The 21266-nt window shown below is 71.2% G+C and carries 21 protein-coding genes; 10 read left to right on the top strand and 11 right to left on the bottom strand.

The genetic code is table 11. From position 1 onward, the window contains the following. Positions 1 to 35: 35 nt before the first annotated feature. From ACFC1X_RS33105 to ACFC1X_RS33090, 4 genes are read right to left on the bottom strand one after another with little or no spacing between them, the layout of a single operon-like run. Positions 36 to 1166 carry an XdhC family protein gene (locus ACFC1X_RS33105; protein ID WP_376360982.1) on the bottom strand — a complete coding sequence of 377 codons (1131 nt, stop codon included), beginning with the start codon at positions 1164 to 1166 and terminating at the stop codon, positions 36 to 38. After that, the gene (locus ACFC1X_RS33100; protein WP_376360980.1) at positions 1159 to 3330 is read right to left on the bottom strand and encodes a xanthine dehydrogenase family protein molybdopterin-binding subunit; all 2172 of its coding nucleotides are present in this window, start codon (positions 3328 to 3330) and stop codon (positions 1159 to 1161) included. Before ACFC1X_RS33100 ends, ACFC1X_RS33105 begins: the two co-directional genes overlap by 8 nt. Then, positions 3327 to 4319 carry an FAD binding domain-containing protein gene (locus ACFC1X_RS33095; protein WP_376360977.1) on the bottom strand — a complete coding sequence of 331 codons (993 nt, stop codon included), beginning with the start codon at positions 4317 to 4319 and terminating at the stop codon, positions 3327 to 3329. Before ACFC1X_RS33095 ends, ACFC1X_RS33100 begins: the two co-directional genes overlap by 4 nt. Next, on the bottom strand, positions 4316 to 4915 hold the full coding sequence (locus ACFC1X_RS33090) for a 2Fe-2S iron-sulfur cluster-binding protein (RefSeq protein WP_376360974.1): 600 nt from the start codon (positions 4913 to 4915) through the stop codon (positions 4316 to 4318). The genes ACFC1X_RS33095 and ACFC1X_RS33090 overlap by 4 nt, the downstream gene beginning before the upstream one ends. 175 nt (positions 4916 to 5090) lie before the next feature. Here ACFC1X_RS33090 and ACFC1X_RS33085 point away from each other — a divergent pair, with 175 nt between their 5' ends. Continuing rightward, entirely contained in the window at positions 5091 to 5681 is a 591-nt protein-coding gene (locus ACFC1X_RS33085; protein ID WP_376360971.1) for a TetR/AcrR family transcriptional regulator, read from the top strand. Here the strand turns inward: ACFC1X_RS33085 and ACFC1X_RS33080 are convergent. Both ACFC1X_RS33080 and ACFC1X_RS33075 read right to left on the bottom strand, forming a co-directional pair. After that, a complete protein-coding gene (locus tag ACFC1X_RS33080; RefSeq protein WP_376360968.1) occupies positions 5644 to 6429 on the bottom strand; it encodes a response regulator in 786 nt (261 codons plus the stop codon). The two genes, ACFC1X_RS33085 and ACFC1X_RS33080, sit on opposite strands and share 38 nt — an antisense overlap. Then, positions 6426 to 8072: an ATP-binding protein gene (locus tag ACFC1X_RS33075; protein ID WP_376360965.1), complete on the bottom strand. Its 1647-nt coding sequence runs from the start codon at positions 8070 to 8072 to the stop codon at positions 6426 to 6428. The genes ACFC1X_RS33080 and ACFC1X_RS33075 overlap by 4 nt, the downstream gene beginning before the upstream one ends. 243 nt (positions 8073 to 8315) lie before the next feature. On the opposite strand from ACFC1X_RS33075, the gene ACFC1X_RS33070 reads away from it, so the two are divergent. From ACFC1X_RS33070 to ACFC1X_RS33055, 4 genes are all read left to right on the top strand, one after another. Next, a complete protein-coding gene (locus ACFC1X_RS33070; protein ID WP_376360962.1) occupies positions 8316 to 9302 on the top strand; it encodes a Bug family tripartite tricarboxylate transporter substrate binding protein in 987 nt (328 codons plus the stop codon). Further along, complete coding sequence (locus tag ACFC1X_RS33065; RefSeq protein ID WP_376360959.1) at positions 9299 to 9865, top strand: tripartite tricarboxylate transporter TctB family protein; 567 nt, start codon at positions 9299 to 9301, stop codon at positions 9863 to 9865. The genes ACFC1X_RS33070 and ACFC1X_RS33065 overlap by 4 nt, the downstream gene beginning before the upstream one ends. 1 nt (position 9866) lies before the next feature. Then, positions 9867 to 11378 carry a tripartite tricarboxylate transporter permease gene (locus ACFC1X_RS33060; protein ID WP_376360957.1) on the top strand — a complete coding sequence of 504 codons (1512 nt, stop codon included), beginning with the start codon at positions 9867 to 9869 and terminating at the stop codon, positions 11376 to 11378. A gap of 83 nt (positions 11379 to 11461) precedes the next feature. Then, positions 11462 to 11785 carry a putative quinol monooxygenase gene (locus ACFC1X_RS33055; RefSeq protein WP_376360954.1) on the top strand — a complete coding sequence of 108 codons (324 nt, stop codon included), beginning with the start codon at positions 11462 to 11464 and terminating at the stop codon, positions 11783 to 11785. A 55-nt stretch (positions 11786 to 11840) separates the two neighbouring features. On the opposite strand, the gene ACFC1X_RS33050 is transcribed toward ACFC1X_RS33055, so the two are convergent. From ACFC1X_RS33050 to ACFC1X_RS33035, 4 genes are all read right to left on the bottom strand, one after another. Beyond that, entirely contained in the window at positions 11841 to 12602 is a 762-nt protein-coding gene (locus tag ACFC1X_RS33050; RefSeq protein WP_376360951.1) for an isocitrate lyase/phosphoenolpyruvate mutase family protein, read from the bottom strand. Positions 12603 to 12668: 66 nt separating this feature from the next. After that, positions 12669 to 13382: a class I SAM-dependent methyltransferase gene (locus tag ACFC1X_RS33045; RefSeq protein WP_376360948.1), complete on the bottom strand. Its 714-nt coding sequence runs from the start codon at positions 13380 to 13382 to the stop codon at positions 12669 to 12671. A 204-nt stretch (positions 13383 to 13586) separates the two neighbouring features. Further along, a complete protein-coding gene (locus ACFC1X_RS33040; protein WP_376360945.1) occupies positions 13587 to 15386 on the bottom strand; it encodes a glycoside hydrolase family 15 protein in 1800 nt (599 codons plus the stop codon). A gap of 91 nt (positions 15387 to 15477) precedes the next feature. Further along, positions 15478 to 15906 carry a pyridoxamine 5'-phosphate oxidase family protein gene (locus tag ACFC1X_RS33035; RefSeq protein WP_376360942.1) on the bottom strand — a complete coding sequence of 143 codons (429 nt, stop codon included), beginning with the start codon at positions 15904 to 15906 and terminating at the stop codon, positions 15478 to 15480. Between the two features lie 208 nt (positions 15907 to 16114). Between ACFC1X_RS33035 and ACFC1X_RS33030 the strand changes: the two genes are divergently transcribed. Genes ACFC1X_RS33030 through ACFC1X_RS33020 form a run of 3 tightly spaced genes read left to right on the top strand, consistent with a single transcriptional unit; the run spans position 16115 to position 18961 of the window. Next, positions 16115 to 16768, top strand: coding sequence for a transcriptional regulator (locus ACFC1X_RS33030; protein WP_376360939.1), 654 nt, complete (start codon positions 16115 to 16117; stop codon positions 16766 to 16768). A 4-nt stretch (positions 16769 to 16772) separates the two neighbouring features. Next, on the top strand, positions 16773 to 17792 hold the full coding sequence (locus ACFC1X_RS33025) for an ornithine cyclodeaminase family protein (RefSeq protein ID WP_376360936.1): 1020 nt from the start codon (positions 16773 to 16775) through the stop codon (positions 17790 to 17792). Further along, complete coding sequence (locus ACFC1X_RS33020) at positions 17789 to 18961, top strand: DSD1 family PLP-dependent enzyme (RefSeq protein WP_376360933.1); 1173 nt, start codon at positions 17789 to 17791, stop codon at positions 18959 to 18961. The genes ACFC1X_RS33025 and ACFC1X_RS33020 overlap by 4 nt, the downstream gene beginning before the upstream one ends. A 58-nt stretch (positions 18962 to 19019) precedes the next feature. On the opposite strand, the gene ACFC1X_RS33015 is transcribed toward ACFC1X_RS33020, so the two are convergent. Then, a complete protein-coding gene (locus ACFC1X_RS33015) occupies positions 19020 to 19895 on the bottom strand; it encodes a sigma-70 family RNA polymerase sigma factor (protein ID WP_376360930.1) in 876 nt (291 codons plus the stop codon). 87 nt (positions 19896 to 19982) lie between these two features. On the opposite strand from ACFC1X_RS33015, the gene ACFC1X_RS33010 reads away from it, so the two are divergent. Both ACFC1X_RS33010 and ACFC1X_RS33005 read left to right on the top strand, forming a co-directional pair. Further along, entirely contained in the window at positions 19983 to 20441 is a 459-nt protein-coding gene (locus ACFC1X_RS33010; RefSeq protein WP_376360927.1) for a carboxymuconolactone decarboxylase family protein, read from the top strand. 90 nt (positions 20442 to 20531) lie between these two features. Then, on the top strand, positions 20532 to 21164 hold the full coding sequence (locus ACFC1X_RS33005; RefSeq protein WP_376360924.1) for a DUF1345 domain-containing protein: 633 nt from the start codon (positions 20532 to 20534) through the stop codon (positions 21162 to 21164). The last annotated feature ends 102 nt before the right edge of the window (positions 21165 to 21266 follow it).

The following is a 21266-nucleotide window of genomic DNA, read 5'->3' as shown; positions in this document are numbered from 1 at the left end:
GGGCACCGGCCGAGGTGCGCGACGGCCCGCTGGGCTCAGGCGGCCGTCTCCGTCAGGTCCCGGTGGATCGGGGTCGCTCCGCCCGTCAGGGGTTCGCCCGTACCGCCGCGGCGGGCGGCGACGATCTCCGCCGCGATGGACAGCGCGGTCTCCTCGGGTGTGCGGGCGCCCAGGTCCAGGCCGATCGGTGAGCGGAGCCGGGACAGCTCGTGCTCGGTCAGGCCGGCCTCGCGCAGGCGCCGGTCGCGGTCCCGGTGGGTGCGGCGCGAGCCCATCGCGCCGACGAACGCGACCGGCATCCGCAGTGCCTCCGTCAGCAGGGGTACGTCGAACTTGGCGTCGTGGGTGAGCACGCACAGCACGGTCCGCGCGTCGGTGGAGGTGCTCCGCAGGTAGCGGTGCGGCCAGTCGACGACGATCTCGTCGGCCTCGGGGAAACGGGCCTGCGTGGCGAAGACGGGCCGGGCGTCGCAGACGGTGACGTGGTATCCGAGGAACTTCCCCGCCCGCACGAGCGCCGCCGCGAAGTCGATCGCCCCGAACACGATCATGCGGGGCGGCGGCACGCTGGACTCGACGAGCAGGGTGAGTCCGCCGGGGCAGTGCGAGCCGTCCTCCGAGAGGCCGACCGTGCCGGTGCGGCCGCTGTTCAGCAGGGCACCGGCCTCGGCGGCCGCCGTGCGGTCCAGGTCCGGGTGGCCGCCGAGACCGCCCTCGTGCGTGCCGTCGGGGTGGACGAGCAGGGCCCGGCCCAGCAGGTCGGGCGGGCCCTGGACGACCCGGGCGAGGGCGGCGGTCCCGCCCCGGGCGGCGGTCGCCAGCGCCGCCCGGAACAGCTCCCGCGACGGCGCGTCCGCACCGACCGGAGTGACCATCATGTCGATGACCCCGCCGCAGGTCAGCCCGACCGCGAAGGCGTCCTCGTCGCTGTACCCGAACCGTTCCCGCACGGTCTCGCCGCTGCGCAGGGCGTCGGAGCACAGCTCGTACACCGCGCCCTCCACGCAGCCGCCGGAGACCGAGCCGATCGCCGTGCCCTCGCTGTCGACGGCGAGGGCGGCACCGGGACCGCGCGGTGCGCTGCCGCCCACGGAGACCACCGTGGCGACGGCGAACTCCCGGCCCTCGTCGAGCCAGCGGTCCAGTTCGGCGGCGATGTCAAGCATCCGCCGCTCCCCCGTCCGAGGCAGCCGCTCCCCCGCTCGCGGTCGCCGCCGACAGGACACGGTCCGGCCGGATCGGCAGGTTCCGGTGGCGGACGCCGGTCGCGTGCCAGACGGCGTTGGCGACGGCCGCCGCCGCGCCCACGATGCCGATCTCGCCGACGCCCTTGATGCCCACCGGGTCCTCCGGGTCGGAGTCGTCCACCCAGTCCGCGTCGATGTCGCCGATGTCCGCGTGCGTGGCGACGTGGTAGCCGGCGAGGTCGGGGGCGTAGAGGCCACCGCTCGCGCGGTCCCGTACCGCCTCCTCGTGCAGGGCCATGGAGACGCCCCAGACCATGCCGCCGACCAGCTGGTTGCGGGCGGTGAGGGGGTTGACGATCCGGCCCGCCGCGAAGATGCCGAGCATGCGGCGCACCCGCACCTCGCCGGTGGCGGTGTCCACGGCGACCTCGGCGAACTGGGCGCCGTAGGAGTGCCGTTCCTTCTGGGCGAGGCTGCCCAGGGCGGCGCTGGTGTCGGACCGTACGGTGATGCCCTCCGGCGGGACGGTGGTGCCCAGTGCCAGCCGCTCGCGCAGTTCGCGGGCCCCCTCCGTGACCGCCCAGGCCCAGGAGCGGGTGCCCATCGAACCACCCGCGATCATGGCGGGTCCGAAGTCGCTGTCGCCGATCCGGACGCGGACCCGGTCGGGTGCCACCTCCAGCGCGTCGGCGGCGATCATCGTGAGCGCGGTGCGGGCGCCGGTGCCGATGTCGGCGGCGGAGATCCGCACGGTGAAGCCGCCGTCGGCCTCGGCGGTGAGGAGAGCCGTGGAGGGGGCGGCGCCCGCGCCGAAGGAGGCCGCGGCCGTGCCCGTGCCCAGCAGCCAGCGCCCGTCGCGGCGCACGCCGGGGCGCGGGTCCCGCTCGGCCCAGCCGAACCGGCGGGCGCCCTCGCGGAAGCAGGCGTCCAGGTTGCGGCTGCTGAACGGCAGGCCGGAGACCGGGCCGGTCTCGGGCTCGTTGCGCAGGCGCAGGTCGATCGGGTCGACGCCGCAGCGCTCGGCGAGTTCGTCGAGCGCCGACTCGATCGCGAAGGACCCCGGCGCCTCGCCCGGCGCGCGCATGAACGTCGGGGACGGCACGTCGAGGCGGACCACCTCGTTGGCCGTGCGGTGCGCCTCGGCGTCGTACATGACCCGGGCCACGCCCGCGCTGGGCTCGACGAACTCGTAGACGGTGGACGTCTGGCTCACCGAGCGGTGGTCCAGGGCGCGCAGCCGCCCGTCGGTGCCGGCGCCGAGCCTGACCCGCTGGGCGGTGGGGCTGCGGTAGCCGGCCAGCGTGAACATCTGACGCCGGGTCATGACGACGCGCACCGGGCGCTGGAGGACGGTCGCGGCCATCACGGCGGACACCTGGTGGGCGCGCAGGCCCTTGCTGCCGAAGCCGCCGCCGATGTGCTCGGAGCGCACCCGCACCGCGGACTCGTCCAGGGAGAACATCTTGGCCAGTTCGCCCTGGACCCAGGTGGTGCCCTGGTTGGAGTCGACGACCTCCAGCCGGCCGCCGTCCCACAGGGCCGTGGCGGCGTGCGGCTCCATCATGCTGTGGTGCTCTTCGGGGGTGGTGTACTCCTCGTCCACCACGACGGGGGACGCGGCGAGTCCGGCGTCGAGGTCGCCCTTCCCGGTCTCGGCGGGCATCACCCCGGCGGCCGGGTAGGCGTCGGGGTGGGCGCCGGTGAGCAGGGTGTCGTGGGGTTCCTCGTCGTAGGCGACGACCAGGGCCTCGGCGGCCTCGCGGGCCTGCTCGGAGTTCTCGGCGACGACGAGGGCGACCGGCCAGCCGAGGTGCGGCACCCGGTCGTTCTGGAAGACGGCGGCGGTCGGGTCCGGCGGGATGCCCAGCAGGCCGACGTAGTCGGTTTCGAGGCGCGGCGCGTTGCCGTGGTGCAGGACGGCGAGGACACCGGGCATGGCGAGGACGGGTTCGGTCTCGACCGCACGGACGCGGCCGCGGGTGACGGTGGACAGCACCAGCCAGCCGTGCGCGAGGTCGGCGAAGGGGATCTCACCGGCGTAGCGGGCCGCTCCGGTGACCTTCTCGCGGCCCTCGACGCGGGTCTGCGAGGTGCCGACGACGCCCCTGACCGTCGTACGGCCGCCGGTCGTGGCGGTGGTCATCGGGCGGCCTCCTCGGTGAGTTCGGTGAGCACGGCCACCACGAGGTTGCGCATGAGGGTCACCTTGTATCCGTTGTCGGGCAGCGGCCTGGCGGCCGCGAGTTCGGCGTCCGCGGCGGCGGCGAAGGTCTCGCCGTCGGCCGGTGCGCCGGTCAGCACGGCCTCGGCCGCGTGGGCCCGCCAGGGCCGCGAGGCCACCGCGCCGAAAGCGAGGCGCGCCTCGCGCACGACGCCGTCCTCGATGTCGAGCGCGGCGGCGACCGAGCCGATCGCGAAGGCGTACGAGGCCCGCTCGCGCACCTTGCGGTAGCGGGAGTGGGCGGCGACCGGGGCGGGCGGCAGGGTGATGCCGGTGATCAGCGCGCCGGGCGGCAGGGCGGTCTCGCGGTCGGGGGTGTCGCCGACGGGGAGGTAGAAGTCGGCGAGCGGCAGTTCGCCGGGGCCGTCGAGGGTCTCGTAGCCGACGACGGCGTCGAAGGCCGCGAGTGCCACGCCCATGTCCGAGGGGTTCGTGGCCACGCAGTGGTCGGAGGCGCCGAGGACGGCGTGGTTGTGGTGCTCGCCCGTGATGGCGGGGCAGCCGCTGCCGGGGGCCCGCTTGTTGCAGGGCCGGCTCGGGTCGGCGAAGTAGCCGCAGCGGGTGCGCTGGAGCAGGTTGCCGCCGACGGTGGCCATGTTGCGCAGCTGGCCGGAGGCGCCGGCCAGGACCGCCTGGGTCAGCGCGGGGTAGCGGCGGCGCACCTCGGGGTGGGCGGCGAGGTCGCTGTTGGTGACGGTGGCGCCGATGCGCAGGCCGCCGTCCGCGGTCGGTTCGATGCCGTCCAGCGGGAGTTCGCGGACGTCGACGAGGCGGGCGGGGCGTTCGACGCCGGTCTTCATCAGGTCGACGAGGTTGGTGCCGCCGCCGAGGAAGCGGGCGTCCGGGTCGGCGGCGAGCAGCGCCACCGCGCCGGAGACGTCGTCGGCCCGCTGGTATCCGAACTCCCTCATGCCGCCGCCTCCTCTGCGGTCCGGGCGCGGTCGCCGTCGTCGTCGCGGGCCGCGGCCTCGTGCGCCTCGGCGGCGCGGGTGACGGCCTGGACGATGGAGACGTAGGCGCCGCAGCGGCACAGGTTGCCGCTCATCCGTTCGCGGATCTCGTCCGGTGTCAGGGGTGGCGGCCCGGCCTCGGGGCGTACGTCGTCGGTGGCGGCGCTGGGCCAGCCGGCCGCGTGCTCCTCGATGACGGCGATCGCCGAGCAGATCTGGCCGGGAGTGCAGTAGCCGCACTGGTAGCCGTCGAGGTCGAGGAAGGCCTGCTGCACCGGGTGCAGCCGGTCGCCCTCGGCCATGCCCTCGATGGTGGTGATCTCGCGTCCCTCTGCGGCGACGGCGAGATTCAGGCAGGAGACGGCGCGGCGCCCGTCGACCAGGACGGTGCAGGCTCCGCACTGTCCCTGGTCACAGCCCTTCTTGGTGCCGGTGAGATCGAGCCGCTCGCGCAGGGCGTCGAGCAGGGTGGTGCGGTGGTCGACGGTCAGCTGGTGCTTCTCGCCGTTGATGTTCAGAGTGACGGCGCTGGTCGTAGACGAGGGTGCTGGGGCCATGATCAGCCTTCTCTGGTCTCTGGTGACAGCTTCTTCGGTGTCCGGTGACAGGAAAAGCCGCGTTCGCCGCTAAAGTGGGCAAGTAACCGGACAACTGTCCGCTCACTGAAAACGTAACGGACAGTTGTCCGGTTAGCAAGAACGGGATTCGGCCACGAACCCGGAAGGAGGAGGAGTGCCGCCGCCGAAGAAGGACAGGACGGACGCGCCCCTGCGCTCCGACGCGCAGCGCAACCGCGAGCGCATCCTGCGCGTCGCCACGGAGGAGCTGACGCGCTGCGCGAACGCCCCGCTGAGCACGATCGCCAAGAAGGCGGGCGTCGGGCAGGGCACGTTCTACCGCAACTTCCCGCATCGCGAGGCGCTGGTCCTGGAGATCTACCGCTACGAGATGCAGCAGGTGGCGGACGCCGCGAAGGAGCTGCTGGCCACGCGGGAACCCGATCGGGCGCTGCGCGAGTGGATGGACCGGCTCGCCCAGTTCGCCCTGACCAAGGTCGGTCTGGCGGACGCGATCCGGCTGGTCACCAGCGCACCCGGCAGCCCCGCGAAACCGGAGCCCGCCCCGGTCACGGAGGCGACCGAACTGCTGCTCCGCGCGAACGACGAGGCCGGCACCATCCGCCCCGGCGTGTCGGCGGACGACTTCTTCCTGGCCATCGGCGGCCTCTGGCAGGTCGACGCCAGCGAGGACTGGCAGCCGAGGGTCACCCGGCTCCTCGACCTCGTCATGGACGGGCTGCGGGCGGGAGCGCCAGGCCGGTGACCGCGCCCCGGAAGCGGTAGCGGCGCTCCGGCCGGCCCGCAACGCCGTAGCGCAGCGAGACCTCCGCGGTGCCGACGGTGTGGAAGTGCTCCAGGTAGCGGCGGGCACTGACGCGGGAGACGCCGGTCAGGGCCGCGCACTCGCTCGCGGACAAGGTGCCGTCGGCCTCCCGGAGGGTGCGTTCGACCAGCTCGGCGGTCTCCACGCTCATGCCCTTGGGCAGCGCCGGTGCCGCGGCGGTGGGCGCCGCTTTGGCCAGTGCCCGGTCGACGTCGGCCTGGCTGCGCACCACCGTGCCCAGCAGCCGGCCGCGCTGGACGGCGTAGCGCTCCAGCCGGACCCGCAGATCCTCGAACTCGAACGGTTTGAGCAGGTAGTCGACCACGCCGTGGCGGACCGCGCCGCGCACCGCGTCCGCCTCCCGGGCCGCGCTGATGACCATGACGTCGCAGTCGTGTCCGGCCGCGCGCAGTCTCGGGATGACGTCCAGGCCGAAGACGTCCGGCAGGTAGAGGTCGAGGAGGACGAGGTCGGGGCGGAGTTCGCCGACGGCGGCGAGCGCCTCCTCGCCGGTGCCGGCGACGCCGACGACCCGGAAGGGCTCGACGCGTTCGACGAAGGCGCGGTGGACGCGGGCCACCATGAAGTCGTCGTCGACCACGAGCACGCCGATCGCGGCGCCGGGGCCGCGGGACGCCGACGCCCCCGCCGTACCGGTCGCGTCGGGCGTGCCGCTCGTACCCGTCATGGCGTCGCTCCTTCCGCCACCGCGTCGGTGAGGTGGCTGACGGTCATGCGTGCGGTGAACATGGCCCCCTCGGGGGTGTTGGTCACCGAGATCTCACCGCCGTGACGTTCGCAGACGAGCCGGGTCAGCGCCAGGCCGATGCCGCGCTCGCCCTGCCGGGCGGCCTTGGTGGTGAAGCCGTGGGAGAAGACCTCGCGGGCCAGTTCGGGGGCCACGCCGGGTCCCGAGTCGCGGACCACGATCTCGACACTGGCGGCGTCCTGCCGCAGCTCGACCTCGACCCAGGCGTCGTGGTCCTCGCCCGCCGCCGCGGCGGCGTCCACGGCGTTGTCGACGAGGTTGCCGAGGACGGTCGCCACGTCGGCGGCGTCCTGCGGGACGAGCCGGTCCAGCGCCGTGCGGTCCGAGACCCGCAGCGCGACCCTGCGCTCGGCGGCGAGCGAGGACTTGGCCGTGATCAGCGCGGCGACGGCGGTGTCGCGGACCCGGCGGCTGAGCGTGACGTCCAGGGACTGGCGGCGCTGGTTGAGCGCGCGGATGTAGCGCACCACCTCGTCCTGCTCCCCGATCTGGATGAGCCCGGAGATGGTGTGCAACTGGTTGGCGAACTCGTGGGCCTGGGCGCGCAGCAGCTCGGACGTGCTGCGGAAGGAGCCGATCTCCCGCTCCAGGCGGGCCAGTTCGGTGCGGTCGCGCAGGGTGGTGACCGAGCCCAGCGGGCGGCCGTCCTTGGCGACGGTCATGCGGTTCATGACCAGGACCCGCCCGTGCCGGACGACGACCTCGTCGCGGGGCTCGGCGGCGTCCGGCGCGGTGCCGGCCAGTACGTCGCGCAGCCGCCCCTCGATGCCGAGGCCGTCCAGGCTCTGGCCGACGCAGTCGGCGGGGAGGTCGAGCAGGCGCCGGCCCATCTCGTTGACCAGGGTGAGCCGGTGCTGCGGATCGAGGGCGACGACGCCCTCGGCGATGCCGTACAGCATGGCCTCCCGGTGCTCGGCGAGCCCCGCGATCTCGCGCGGCTCCAGGCCGAGGGTCTGCCGTTTGACGCGCCGGGCCAGCAGCCAGGAGCCGGCCACGCCGAGGCCGCTGGCGATGCCGAGGTAGGCGAGGAGATAGGAGGAGGCGCCGCTCAGGCGCTGCCACACCGTCGGGTCGGCCTCGCCGACCATCACCGTGCCGAGGTGCCGGCCGAGGGTGTCCCGGGTGGCGCCGAGCACCGGGACCTGGGCGACGAGTTCACGGCTGCCCCGCAGGGTCAGCGGCCCCGACCAGCCGCGCCCCGCGGCGGCGCCCTCGACGCGCGGCAGCCGGCCGCCGATCAGCGTGGGGTCGGTGGAGCTGACGACGCTGCCGTCGGCGCCGGCGATCGTGACGGAGGTGACGCCGGACTGGGTCTGCGTGGAGTTGACCAGCGGGGCGAGGGCCTCCTGCGGCACGGGGCGCAGCAGCTGGCTGCGAACCAGCGGCGTGGCGGCCAGCTGTTCGGCCAGCGCGGTGACCCGGCGGCCCTCGACGCGGTTGAAGGTGGCGCGGGACTGGGCGAGCGAGACGGCGGCGACAGCGCACAGGACCACCACGACGATGGCGAGCTGGAGAACTAGCATCTCGCCCGCGAGGGTCTGACGGCGGAAGGTGGGTGCCACGGCGGACTCGATCTCGGCTGACTGGGGGCGGGCGGGTGTGCCGGGTCGCCATCATGGCGCCCACCTGCGGCGAAGGAAAGAGATGTGCCGTCTTCGCAATGAAGCGGCGACCGCAATGACCACAACCTCCCTTGGTTCCGCAAGGAAGACACGCCGCCGGAGCGCGGGCACCATGTGGCCCACGTCACCCTTCCCCACAGGGCTCCCCGTACCGATCTACCCAACCGACAGGTGGTGTCATACGTGCGCCTGCGCACCCCCCTTGCCCTGCTCGGGGCCGCCGTGCTCGTGCTCGCGGGACCGCCGCTGCTCTCCTCCGGCGGCGACTCCGACTCCGGCACGCAGATTCCCGGCCTGCGCTTCATGGTTCCCAATACGCCCGGCGGCGGTTACGACATCACCGCCCGCACGGCCGCGAAGAACGCCGAGGACGCCGGGCTCACGCACAACATCGAGGTGTTCAACCTGCCCGGCGCGGGCGGCACCGTGGGTCTGAGCCGGCTGGTGAGCGAACACGGCAACGGCAAGCTCGCGATGTCCATGGGCCTCGGCGTCGTCGGCGCCGTCCGCTCCAACCACGCGCCCAAGACCCTCGCCGACACCACGCCGATCGCGCGGCTCACCGAGGAGCAGGACGTCGTCGTGGTCGCCAAGGACTCGCCGTACGGGACGATCGACGAGCTGATCGACGCCTGGAAGGAGGACCCGGGCAAGATCCCCGTGGGCGGTGGATCGTCGCCCGGCGGGCCCGACCACCTCGCGCCGATGCTGATGGCGCAGGCCGCCGGGATCGCCCCGAAGTCGGTCAACTACATCCCCTTCGACGGCGGCGGCGAGCTGCTCGCCTCGATCCTCGGCAACAAGGTCGGCTTCGGCGTCTCCGGCGTCGGCGAGTACCTGGACCAGATCAAGGCGGGCGAGCTGAGGGTGCTCGCGGTGACCGGCCCGGAGCGGGTGGACGACCTCAAGGACGCGCCGACGCTGAAGGAGTCCGGCTACGACGTGGACTTCACCAACTGGCGCGGCATCGTCGCCCCGCCCGGCCTCTCGGAGGCGGAGCGGAACAAGCTGACGCGCCTGGTCGAGGAGTTGCACGACTCGCCCGAGTGGCGGGAGTCGATGGACAAGAACGGCTGGGACGACGCGTTCCTCACCGGTGAGAAGTTCGGCACCTTCCTGGACGCCCAGGACAAGCGTGTGGTGTCGGTGCTGAAGGAGCTGGGACTGTGACGACACCGACCGACTCCGTCCCCGCCCCCGAGCCCGCCCCGGGCGCGGCCGGCACCTCGGCGCCCGAGCGGCGCTCGTGGCTGCGGGACCACTCCGAACTCGGCGTGTGCGCCATGCTGCTGGCGCTGGGCGTCCTCGTCCTGACCGACGCGCTCACCATGGACGTCGACATCACCCAGCGCGGTCCGGTCGGCCCGAAGACCGTGCCGATCGTGGTCGGCATCGGCCTGCTGGTGATCGCCGCGCTGCTCGCCGTGGACGTCCTGCGCGGCGGCCGGGGCGAGGCCGAGGGCGGCGAGGACATCGACCTGTCCGAACCGGCGGACTGGCGGACGGTGCTGCTGCTCTCCGGGATCTTCCTGGGCGCCGCCGCGCTCATCGAGCCGGCCGGCTTCCCGGTCGCCGGGGCCCTGCTCTTCTGGGGCGCCGCCTTCGCCCTGGGCAGCCGGCGCGTGGACCGCGACCCGCTGATCGCCGCGGTGCTGTCCCTGCTCACCTACGTCGTCTTCGACAAGCTGCTCGGTGTGCCGCTGCCCGGCGGTCCGCTGATGGGAGTGCTCTGACATGAACGCCCTCAACTCCCTGATGGACGGGTTCGGTACGGCCCTGTCCCCGCTCAACCTCCTGTGGGCCGCCCTGGGTGTGCTGCTCGGCACGGCGATCGGTGTCCTGCCCGGCATCGGCCCGGCGATGGCGGTGGCGCTGCTGCTGCCGGTGACGTACGGCCTCGACCCGGTCGCGGCGTTCATCATGTTCGCCGGCATCTACTACGGCGCGATGTTCGGCGGTTCGACCACCTCCATCCTGCTGAACACCCCCGGCGAGAGCGCCGCGGTGGTCGCGGCCATGGAGGGCAACCCCATGGCCAAGGCGGGGCGCGGTGCGCAGGCGCTGGCGGCCGCGGCCATCGGCCACTTCGCGGGCGGCATGATCGGCACGATCCTGCTGGTGGCGCTGGCACCGACGGTCGCCGACCTGGCGGTGGACATCGGTGCGCCGGACTACTTCGCCATCATGGTGCTGGCGTTCATCGCCGTGACGTCGGTGCTGGGTTCCTCGCGCGTCAGAGGTCTGGCCTCGCTGCTGATCGGCCTGACCATCGGCCTGGTGGGCCTGGACCAGATGACGGGGCAGCAGCGGCTGACCTTCGGTTCGCTGCAACTCGCCGACGGCGTGGACGTGGTGATCGTCGCGGTCGGTCTGTTCGCGATCGGCGAGGCGCTGTGGGTGGCGGCCCACCTGCGGCGCGGCGCTGCCGAGCCGATCCCGGTGGGCCGCCCCTGGCTCGGCCGCGGGGACGTCCGCCGCACCTGGAAGTCGTGGCTGCGCGGCCCGTTCATCGGCTTCCCGTTCGGCGCGATCCCGGCGGGCGGTGCGGAGATCCCCACCTTCCTCTCCTACGTCACGGAGAAGCGCCTGTCCAAGCACAAGGACGAGTGGGGCAAGGGCGCCATCGAGGGCGTGGCCGGACCGGAGTCGGCGGCGTCGGCCTCGGCGGCGGGCACGCTGGTGTCCATGCTGACCCTGGGCCTGCCGACGACGGCGGTCGCGGCGGTCATGCTGGCCGCGTTCCAGCAGTACGGCATCCAGCCCGGCCCGCTCCTCTTCGAACGCGAACCCGAGCTGGTCTGGGGCCTCATCGCGTCCCTCTTCGTCGGCATGGTGCTGCTGCTCGCGCTCAACCTGCCGCTGGCACCCGTATGGGCCAAGCTGTTGCAGATCCCCCGGCCGTACCTCTACGCGGGGATCATGTTCTTCGCGGCGGTCGGCGCGTACGCCGTCGGCGGTGAGGTCGTCGACCTGGTGATCCTGCTGATCATCGGCCTGGTCGGCTTCGGCATGCGCCGCTACGGCCTGCCCATCCTGCCTGCCGTGATCGGCGTCATCCTCGGCCCCAACGCCGAGCAGCAGCTGCGCCGCGCCCTGCAGATCAGCGACGGCAGCGTGACGGGCCTGGTCAACACGCCGTTCGCGGTGACGGTGTACGCGGTGATCGTGCTGCTGCTGGCCTGGCCGCTGCTGAGGCGACCGCTGGCGCGGCTGGTGGGCCGGGGACGGACGCGGGCCGACGCCTGACCCCAGACCCTCGTACCGTGATCCGGAGACGGGTCCTGCTCCGTCCCGCAGGACCCGCACCCGCACAGCAGAGGGAGAGCCCCATGATTTTCATTACCGCGAAGTTCCAGGTGCTGCCGGAGCACGCGGACCGGTGGCCGGAGATCTCCGGCGACTTCACCCGGGCCACCCGGGCGGAACCCGGCTGTCTTTGGTTCGACTGGTCCCGCAGCGTCGAGGACCCCGCGGAGTACGTCCTGGTCGAGGCGTTCCGCGACGACGAGGCGGGCGGGGCGCACGTCCAGTCCGCGCACTTCCGCGCCGCGCAGGAGCAGCTGCCGCGCTACCTGGCGCGTACGCCGCGCGTCGTGAACGCGTCGCTCGACCAGGAGGACTGGTCGCTGCTGGGTGAGATGGCGGTCGAGTAGGCCGCTGATTGGTGCGGTTTCGCAGCTGACGGGCGTACGGCCGTTCGGGTGGCTTTCAGCGCGTCCACGGCCCGAGCATGTCCTTCATCGCGTCCGTCATCGCGAATTGCAGCAGCGGGCCGTACGTGATCCGGCCGACACCGAGGTGACGGAAGCGCTCGAGATCGTGCTTGACCGGATGGGCCGTGGTGTTCACGGGAATGGAGACTGCGCCGATCACCGCCGCGAGCAGGTCGTCGTCGTCCTGGATACGCACCGGGTAGACACTGTCGGCGCCGGCCTGCTCCAGGGCCCGCAGCCGCTCGATCGCCTCGTCGAGGACGCCGGCCGCGTCCTCCGCGTGCAGGAAGAGGTCGGTGCGCCCGTTGACCCAGACGGGGATCCCCGCGTCGTCGGCCGCCGCGCGCAGGCCGGCGATGTAGTTCGCGTGCTCCTGCGTACTGCGCACGCGTCCGCCCTCGGAGTGGACGGTGTCCTCGAGGTTGAGACCGACGCCGCCGATCTCGGTGAGCCCGGCGATGAGATCCGCGGGCTCCTGTCCGTACCCGGCCTCCAGGTCCACGGAGACGGGGACGTCGACCGCCGCGATGATCGGCCTGACCGCGGCAAGCACCTCCTCGAACGTCTGCCCCTCCTGGTCCTCGGCCCCCCGGGAGTCGGCGAGCGGATGGCTGCCGATGGTCAGCGCGGGGAACCCGGCGCCGGCCGCCGTCCGCGCGGACCACACGTCCCAGACGGTCGGCAGCACCAGCGGCTGGTACTGGGCGTGCAGTTGCTTGAGGCGTTGAGCCCGCTCAACGGTGGTACGAAGGTCCATGCCGAGGACGCTACCCCGGATCACATGACCGCGAGTCGGTACACGTCTCGCACGTCGCGCACGCGGTCAGTGGGTGGCCCTCAGCAGAACAAGGGATCCGCGGTATGCCGGGCGGCTGCGCAGGTGTCCGAAGGCTTCGTCCCAGGCGCCGGAGCCCAGGGCACGGCGCAGGGAGATGTCGAACTCCTGGCGGGCGCGGTCGTCGATGAAGCTCCACGCCGAGCAGGCTTGCCGGGCCCCGGGGTCGAGGAGCATCTCGGGGCGGCCGTAGTACGCCTCGTTGAAGCCGTCGGTGCAGTCCAGCGGGATGGGGACCGGCTCGACGGTCACGGAGCCGCCGAGGGCTGCGGTCAGGGTGGCCAGGTGCGGGTAGCGGCGGGCCTCGGTGTCGAGGACGTCGGGCGCGTAGTCGTAGAGCCAGAAGTCGCGCACGAGGGTGGGGTCGCAGGTGAGGATCACGACGGGGCCGCGGGTCACACGGCGCATCTCGCGCAGTCCGGCGGCGGTGTCGGACCACTGGTGGACGCTGAAGAGGGCCATGGAGGCGTCGAACCGGCCGTCGTCGAAGGGCAGGTCCTCGGCGACCGCGTCGATCGCCGTCGCCAGTTGGGCGGGGCGCCGCGCGCGCATGGCCAGGGACGGCTCGACCGCGGTGATGGCCTGCGCGGGGTTCTCGTAGGAGCCGGTGCCCGCCCCGACGTTCAGGACGGTGCCGGCGCCACCGAGCGCCAGCGCGATGACCTGGGCGATGCGTGCGTCGGGGCGGTCGTGAGTGCGCATGACCATGGGAGACCTCGCCTTGTGGGCCGGGACCTGACCGGGGCGGTGACCGTCCGCCCCGAACAACATCTCCATCTTGCATCTGCGAGGTGAGATTCCATAGAGGGCTTGTGCATGCTTGGCTGATCACTCAAATCACGAGGCATCTGCAACCCTGCACGACTTGTAGGATGTGTCGGCGATCCTTCGCCGATGCCGCGCTGTTCAGCCCAGCGCCCGGTCGAGGTTGAATGCCGCGCTGATCAGGGCGAGATGGGTGAACGCCTGCGGGAAGTTGCCGTTCTGCTCGCCGGTGTGGCCGATTTCCTCCGCGTACAGCCCCAGATGGTTCGCGTACGTGAGCATCTTCTCGAACGCCAGCTGTGCCTCCTCCAGGCGTCCGGCGCGGCTGAGTGCCTCGACGTACCAGAAGGAGCAGATCGAGAACGTTCCCTCCTCGCCCCGTACTCCGTCCGGGCTGGCCTGCGGGTCGTACCGGTAGACCAGGGAGTCCGCGACCAGCTCCTCCCCCAGCGTGTCCAGCGTCGAGAGCCACTTCGGATCCGTGGGGGAGATGAACTTGGCCAGCGGCATCATCAACACGGAGGCGTCGAGGACGCTGTCGCCGTAGTGCTGGAGGAACGCCTTCCGTTCGGCCGACCAGCCGCGGTCCATGATCTGGCGGTAGATGGTGTCGCGCGTGCCGCTCCAGCGCGCGATGTCGGCCGGCAGCCCGCGATGCCGGGCCAGGCGCATCGCCCGTTCGATCGCCACCCAGCACATCAGTCGCGAGTAGAGGTAGCTCTTGCGTCCGCCGCGGGTCTCCCAGATACCCTCGTCCGGCTGGTCCCAGTGGTCGCAGACCCAGTCGACCAGTTCGCAGACCGTGTCCCAGTGGGCGCTGGATATCGGCTCTCCCCACTTGTCGTAGAGGTAGATCGAGTCGACGAGAGCGCCGTAGATGTCCAGCTGCAGTTGGCCGACCGCTTCGTTGCCCACACGTACGGGGGAAGAGCCCCGATAGCCCTCGAGACCGGGCAGCTCACGCTCGGCCAGGTCCCGGCGGCCGTCGACGCCGTACATGATCTGCAACGGGCCGTTTCCGGAGTCGGAGAGGTGGGCGTACTCGATCAGGAAGCGCATGAACGCCTGCGCCTCCTCGGTGAAACCGAGCCGCAGCAGCGCGTAGACGCAGAAGGCCGCGTCGCGGATCCACACGTACCGGTAGTCCCAGTTTCGTTCGCCGCCGATCTGCTCGGGCAGGCTCGTTGTGGGTGCCGCCACCATGGCGCCGGTCGGGACGTAGGTGAGCAGCTTGAGCGTCAGTGCGGAGCGGTGCACCATCTCGCGCCAGCGGCCGCGGTAGCGCGACGTGGACAGCCACCCTCGCCAGTACCGGACGGTGGCCTGGAACAGTTCCTCCGCCTCGGCCACGGCGCAGACCCGGGGGGCGACGCTGTCGCCGACACGGTCGAGTGCGAAGACGGCGCTCTCGCCCTCGTGGAGCTTGAAGAGCGACCACACGTCCCGGCCGTCGTGCTCCACCGGCACGCTGGACGTCAGCGCGAGGGAGAGCGAGGCCGACTCGAAGATCGGACAGCCGTGCTCGGTGCGGATGGTGTGCGGCTCGGTGGCGTACCCGAACCGTGGTGAGACGCCGGCCCGGAAGGGCAGTGATCCGCGGACGCAGACCACTCTGCGGATGAGCCGATGCCGGTCGGCCTCACGCGAGTTGTCGACGATCGGCATGAAGTCCTGGATCTCGGCCACACCGTCATTCGCGAAGAAGCGGGTGATGAGCACATTGGTGTCGGGGAAGTAGAACTGCTTCGTGCGGGCCGGCACGTCCGGCGCGAGTTCGAAGCTCCCTCCCTTCTCGGCGTCGAGGATCGAGGCGAACACGCTGGGAGCGTCGAATCGGGAGCAGCAGTACCAGTCGATCGTGCCGTTCGTTCCCACGAGAGCAGCACTGCGCAGGTCTCCGATCAGCCCGTGTTCCGAGACGGGCAGATACCTGGCAGACACGGTGAAGCCCTCCTCCGCCGGAGGAAAGTGCCGTTGCAGCTCATTTCATACTAGAACGTGAGCGGCCCCCGCTCACTCGGACCGGACCCGCTCAGGTCCGGCGCCATGTGTCGCGGCCTGCCATTCCGTACTGCTTCAACGCGAGTGCCCGGTCGGGGGCGATCGCGACGAAGGCGGCTTCCGGCGACTCCGGGCCGTCAGGGACGAAATCGTTCAGGTCGTAGTCGAACAGTCCGGTCCACAGGCGGCGTTTCGTGTCGATGTCGGTGTACACCGTCGCCGTGCCCCACAGCATCACGCCATCGCCGCTCGCGTCGACCTGCCAGTGCATCGCGACAGCCGGATTGGCAGCGATGTTGCGCACCTTGACGCTCTTCGCACCCGTGGAGATCCAGACGGTCTCACCCTCCCAGGCCGGCCACACCGGAACAACGTCCGGCTTGTTGTCGGCGCCCACCGTGGCGATGTGAGCCCAATGCGAGAGGCGCGTCGCTTCCGCCTTCACGTCGTCCAGATTCACCTGACACTCCTTGCTCTTCGATCGGTGACCGAGCATGAGCACAGTAACGGTGCGTAACCATTGCGAGCGCCACGCCGCGCCCAATAGAGGGTGGCTGGACTGAAACTCCAGATCCAGATAGATTGTCTGTACAGTTTTGGACGGAGAGTCGAAGGTGCTCGAGTGTCGACCCCTGAGCACCGGGCCGAAGCGGGGAGGGAAGCGAGAGATGAAGGACAGGGACACCACTTCGTCCGGGGAGCCGGAGGACGAGCACCTCCTGGCCGAGGCTGAGAAAGTTGCTCAAGCGCTGGGCCGCATGTTCCCCGGCATCTGCGAGGTAGTGCTGCACGACCTGCGCGATCCGGATCACGCCATCCGGTTCATCGAGAACAACCTGTCCGGACGCCAGGTGGGGCAGTCCGTCACCGAATTGGGCCTGGCCCGTATCAGGGACCCGCAGTACCCCAGCGTCATCCAGAACTACGCCAATCAGTTCCCCGACGGACGCCCCGCGAAGAGCACGTCGATCGGGATCAAGAACTCCGCCGGGCAGTACATCGCCGCCATCTGCCTGAACCTGGACATCTCCACCCTCTCGCCCCTCACGCTGACGCTGTCGAACCTGGTCGCGACCGATCCCGACCACCGTGAAGCTCCGCTCGAGAGGCTGAGCGACCGCAGCCGGCGGGAACTGCGCGAAGTCATCGAAGCGGTGGCCGCCGAGCGCTCCACAACCCCGCGGGCACTGCCCCGGGACGCGAAGAAGGACCTTGTGCGCCGCTTGTACGAGGACGGCCACTTCGACACCCGCAACGCCGCCCAGAGCATCGCCGATCTCCTCGGCATCTCCCGGGCCAGCGTCTACTCCTACACGAAGTGATTCGATGACCACCAGCGAGATCGGCACGCGGAGCCACCGCCCCACGACTGACCGCCACCCCGTGCCGAGCATGGACCAGTCGCCGGCACCCTCCGGCCTGCTGTACGTCACTGAACAGCAGACCGCCGCGCTGGTGGACGAGGCCCTCGCCTTCGACGCCGCCCGCGCCGCGTTTGCCGCCACCGTGGACGCCGCCGCCCTGCCCAGCCTCGTCGTGCATGGATCCGAACCGCGCAACCGGTACAGCCTCAAGCCGTCCGCCTCCGCGACCCATGCGGGGGTGAAGATCGGTACTTTCTGGCCGGACAACCCCGCGCAGGGGCTGCCGCGGCACCACTCCACCCTGCTGCTGTTCGACCAGACCATCGGCAGAATCGCAGCCGTCCTGGAGGTCGGCACCGCGAACGCCTACCGGACCGCTGCCGCCGACGCCCTGGCCGTGGACCTCCTCGCGCGCACCGACGCCGCGACCCTGGCCGTTTTCGGCACCGGGCACCAGGCTGCCTACGAGGTCCGGGCCGTCAGCCGCGTGCGGCCCATCAGCACGGTGCTGGTCGTGGGACGGGACGAGGAGCGCGCCGGTCGGCTGGTCGCGGAGTTGGCCGCAGAAGGCCGCAACGCGCAGAGCATCGGCGCCGAGGAAGCCTGCGCACGAGCCGACGTCATCGTCACCGCCACCACCGCCCAGGCCGACACCCCACCCCTCTTCGAGTCCTCATGGATCCGTCCGGGCACCCACCTCTCGTGCATGGGGGCCGACGCCCCCGGCAAGCGGGAGCTGCCGCCCGAACTGTTCGCCCGCGCCCGCGTCTTCTGCGATCTCGCCGAGCAGGCCCGCCGCATGGGCGAGAGCCAGCACGCCCCCGAGGACACCGAACTCACCGCGCTCGGCGACGTCCTCACCGCTCGCGCCCCGGGACGGGACGGCCGCGCGGACATCACGGTCTTCGACAGCTCCGGGATCGGCCTGCAGGACCTCTACCTGGGCCTGGCCCTCCTCAAGAAAATGGACGTAGCCCTGTGAACACCGCCCCGCCCCCGGCTGCCGCGAAGACGCTGGCCGACCCCGACACCCCATTCGCCGTTGTCGACGTGCACAAGGCCCTGCGCAACATCGAGCGGCTGGCCGGCCGAGCCGACCGCCTCGGGGTCACCCTGCGACCGCACATCAAGACGGCCAAGAGCCTCGACGTCGCAGCACTGATGCATGGCGGTGCCCCTTGTCCCGTCACCGTCTCCACACTGGCCGAGGCCGAGGCGTTCGCCGACGGCGGCTACACCGACATCACCTACGCCGTCGGTATCGACCCGCACAAACTTCCCCGCGTGGTCGCCCTGCTGCGCCGCGGAGTCACCCTGCGTGTGCTGCTCGACAGCCGCGAACAGGCCGCCTTCGTCACCGACGCCGCCCGCGCAGCCGGTCTCGCCATCCCCGCGCAGATCGAGATCGACTGCGACGGCCACCGAGGGGGCCTCAAGACCGACGCCCCCGAGCTGCCCGATGTCGGCCGGATCCTGCACGAGGCCGGATGCCTCGACGGCGTCCTGACCCACGCGGGCGAGTCGTACTTCGCCTACACCCCGGAAGACCAGCGGCTGGCGGCCAAGAACGAACGCGACACCGCGGTCACCGCGGCGCAGCGCCTGCGCGCCGCCGGTCTGCCCGTCCACACGGTCAGCGTCGGCTCCACGCCGACCGCGTTCGCGGTCGAGGACCTGACCGGCGTCACCGAACTGCGCGCCGGTAACTACGTCTTCTTCGACCTCGTCATGGCCGGTCTGGCCGTCTGCGGTGTGGAGGACCTCGCCCTGTCGGTGGTCGTGACGGTGATCGGCCACCGCCCCGAGTACGGCTGGATCGTCACCGACGGCGGCTGGATGGCCATGTCCCGCGACCGCGGCACAGCGACTCAGGCCCAGGACCAGGGCTACGGCCTCGTCCTCGATCTGGCCGGAAACCCGATCCCGAACCTGATCATGAGCGCGGCGAGCCAGGAACACGGCACGCTGACCACCCGCGACGGCGCCGACCTGCCCGACCTGCCCGTCGGCACCCGGCTGCGCATCCTGCCCAACCACGCCTGCGCCACCGCGGCCCAGCACGCCGGCTACCACGTCATTGACAGCGCCCGGCTGCCCAGCACCGACGCCCCCGTCATCCAGGCCAACTGGGAGCGCATCACCGGCTGGTGACCCCGGAGCGGAAATCGTCACCCAGGACCGCACCACGCCACTGCCGGTAGACAGGCAGTCACACCAGGTCCGGCAAGTCCATGACCGCGAGTTCGGCCGGGTCGACGACGGCGGTGATCTCGGTGATGCGGCCGTCGGCGACGGTGAACGTGAGCAGGGACAGCGGGACGCCGTCCTCGTTCCAGGCAATGACGCCGGGTCGCCCGTTGACGGTCACGGCATGTCCGTGTGCCGCGCCGCCGGCCACTCGGGCACGGCCGGCGACCTCGGTGGCCCCGATCGTGACGAACCGTCCGCCGGGAGCGTGGACGGTGAACTCCACCTCGGGATGGAGGACTTCCAGCAGCCGCTCGAACCTGCCCTCGCGGGCTGCCGCCAAGAACGCCCCGACCACCTCGCGTTGCTGCTGTCGGTCGCTCGCCGACTGCCGGGAGGCCTGCACCTTCCGGCGGGCGCGACTGGTGAGCATCTTGGTCGCGTCGGTCGACCTGCCGAGGATGGTGCCGATCTCCCCGTGGGGCACGGCGAACACGTCGTGCAGCACGAACGCGAGGCGCTCGTCGGGGCGCAGCGAGTCCAGGACCGTCAACAGCGCCAGGCCCACCGAGTCTCCCAGTGCCACAAGCTCTTCCGGAGTCGCACCATCGTCGAGCGTCACGGTGAGTTCGGGCAGCTCGTCGTCGAGGGGCACCGTCGGGCGCGTGCGACCCGAGCGGAGGAGATCGAGGCTGATGCGGCCGACCACGGTGGTCAGCCAGCCGCCGAGATTGTCGATGGTGTCGGCGTCCTGGCGCGACAGACGCAACCACGCCTCCTGGACCGCGTCGTCCGCGTCGGCGTGCGAGCCGAGCACGCGGTAGGCGACGGCCGTGAGCCGGGCGCGGTGCGCCTCGAAGGCCTCGGCGATCGGATCGTGGGGATGGGCGCCGGACATGGTGTTACCTCCCTGGAAGCTGCTCCGTCATAGGGGTGACGGGCACCAGCCCGGCAAGGTAACCCCGACCAAGGAGAGCACCCTGCCATGCAGAACCGACTGAAGAACAAGAACACCGACAACCCCGACGTGTGGAAGGCGATCGGGCACCTGCATCAGGCGATCGCCGCCGGGGGCGTCGACCCGCAGCTGCTCACGCTGGTCCACCTGCGCGTCAGCCAGATCAATGGCTGCTCGGCGTGCGTCTACGCCAGTGTCGCCGGAGGGAAGAAGGCCGGTGAAACCGACGAGCGGCTGCACAGCGTAGTGGCGTGGCGGGAGGCGCCCTTCTACACCGATGCGGAGCGTGCGGCACTGGCGCTGGCCGAGGCCGCCACCCGGCTGCAGGACGGTGCGGAGGGAGTCACCGACGAGGTCTGGGAAGAGGCAAACGCCCACTTCACCGAGGAGCAGATCGGCGCGATCAACCTGGAGATCGCCCTGACGAACTTCTTCAACAGGATCAACCGCACCATCAAGGAACCGGCCGGCCAGACGTGGGGCTGAGCCCAGCGTGGCTCGTACGTCAGCGACCCCGAACACCCGGACATAGCAGCCCACCGGGACGAACCGGACGAACGCCATTACGGTGATGCCATGAGGACCTGGCTGCCCGTGGACGCCGTACCGCGGCTGTCCGGCGCCCTGGCGGTCGGAGCCGTGGTGGGTGTCGCGGTGGCGGTGGGAACGGGTGTGGTGCTGGGGGCTCTGGCCGGGATCGCGGCGACGGAGCTGGTCTTCACGCTCGCCGGCTGGATCGTGCTGTGGTCGATGGACGCGTCCACCACTCGCCGGAATGCCCGACGAGAGGACTTCCGGCCGCACACGGACGAACTCGTCGTAGTGGCGGTCGCCCTGTGCGGCCTGGTCGCCATCGTGCTCCTGCTGCTCCTGGGCACGTCCGACGCCGGACGCGCCGGCGCCGCTGTCGCCCTCTGCGGCGTCTTCATGGCCTGGGCCACCGTGCACCTGATGTACGCCACCCGCTACGCCTACGTGTACTACGCGACGCACGGCGGAATCGACTTCAATTCCGACGACCCACCGTCGTACCGGGACTTTCTGTATTTCAGCTACAACCTCGGTATGACCTATCAGGTGTCCGACACCAACGTCTCCAGCGGAGCGATTCGCGCGATCGTGCTGCGTCATTCTCTGCTGTCCTACATTTTCGGCACCAGCATTCTGGCGACTGCCATCAACCTCGTTGCCGGGCTCGTTACGGGCTGACCGTTAACCTCGCGCTTTCATCAAGCGGGCTGTCCGGCAGACGGGCAGGAAAGCAGAAAGTGCCTCTGACCAGCAAGAATGAGGATTGTCGAGGTCCTTGTT

Source organism: Streptomyces sp. NPDC056128, assembly GCF_042263835.1.
In the GTDB taxonomy this organism is placed as follows: Bacteria; Actinomycetota; Actinomycetes; order Streptomycetales; family Streptomycetaceae; genus Streptomyces.
Note: the sequence above shows the minus strand (reverse complement) of the source record. Positions and strands in the feature narration are given on the sequence as shown.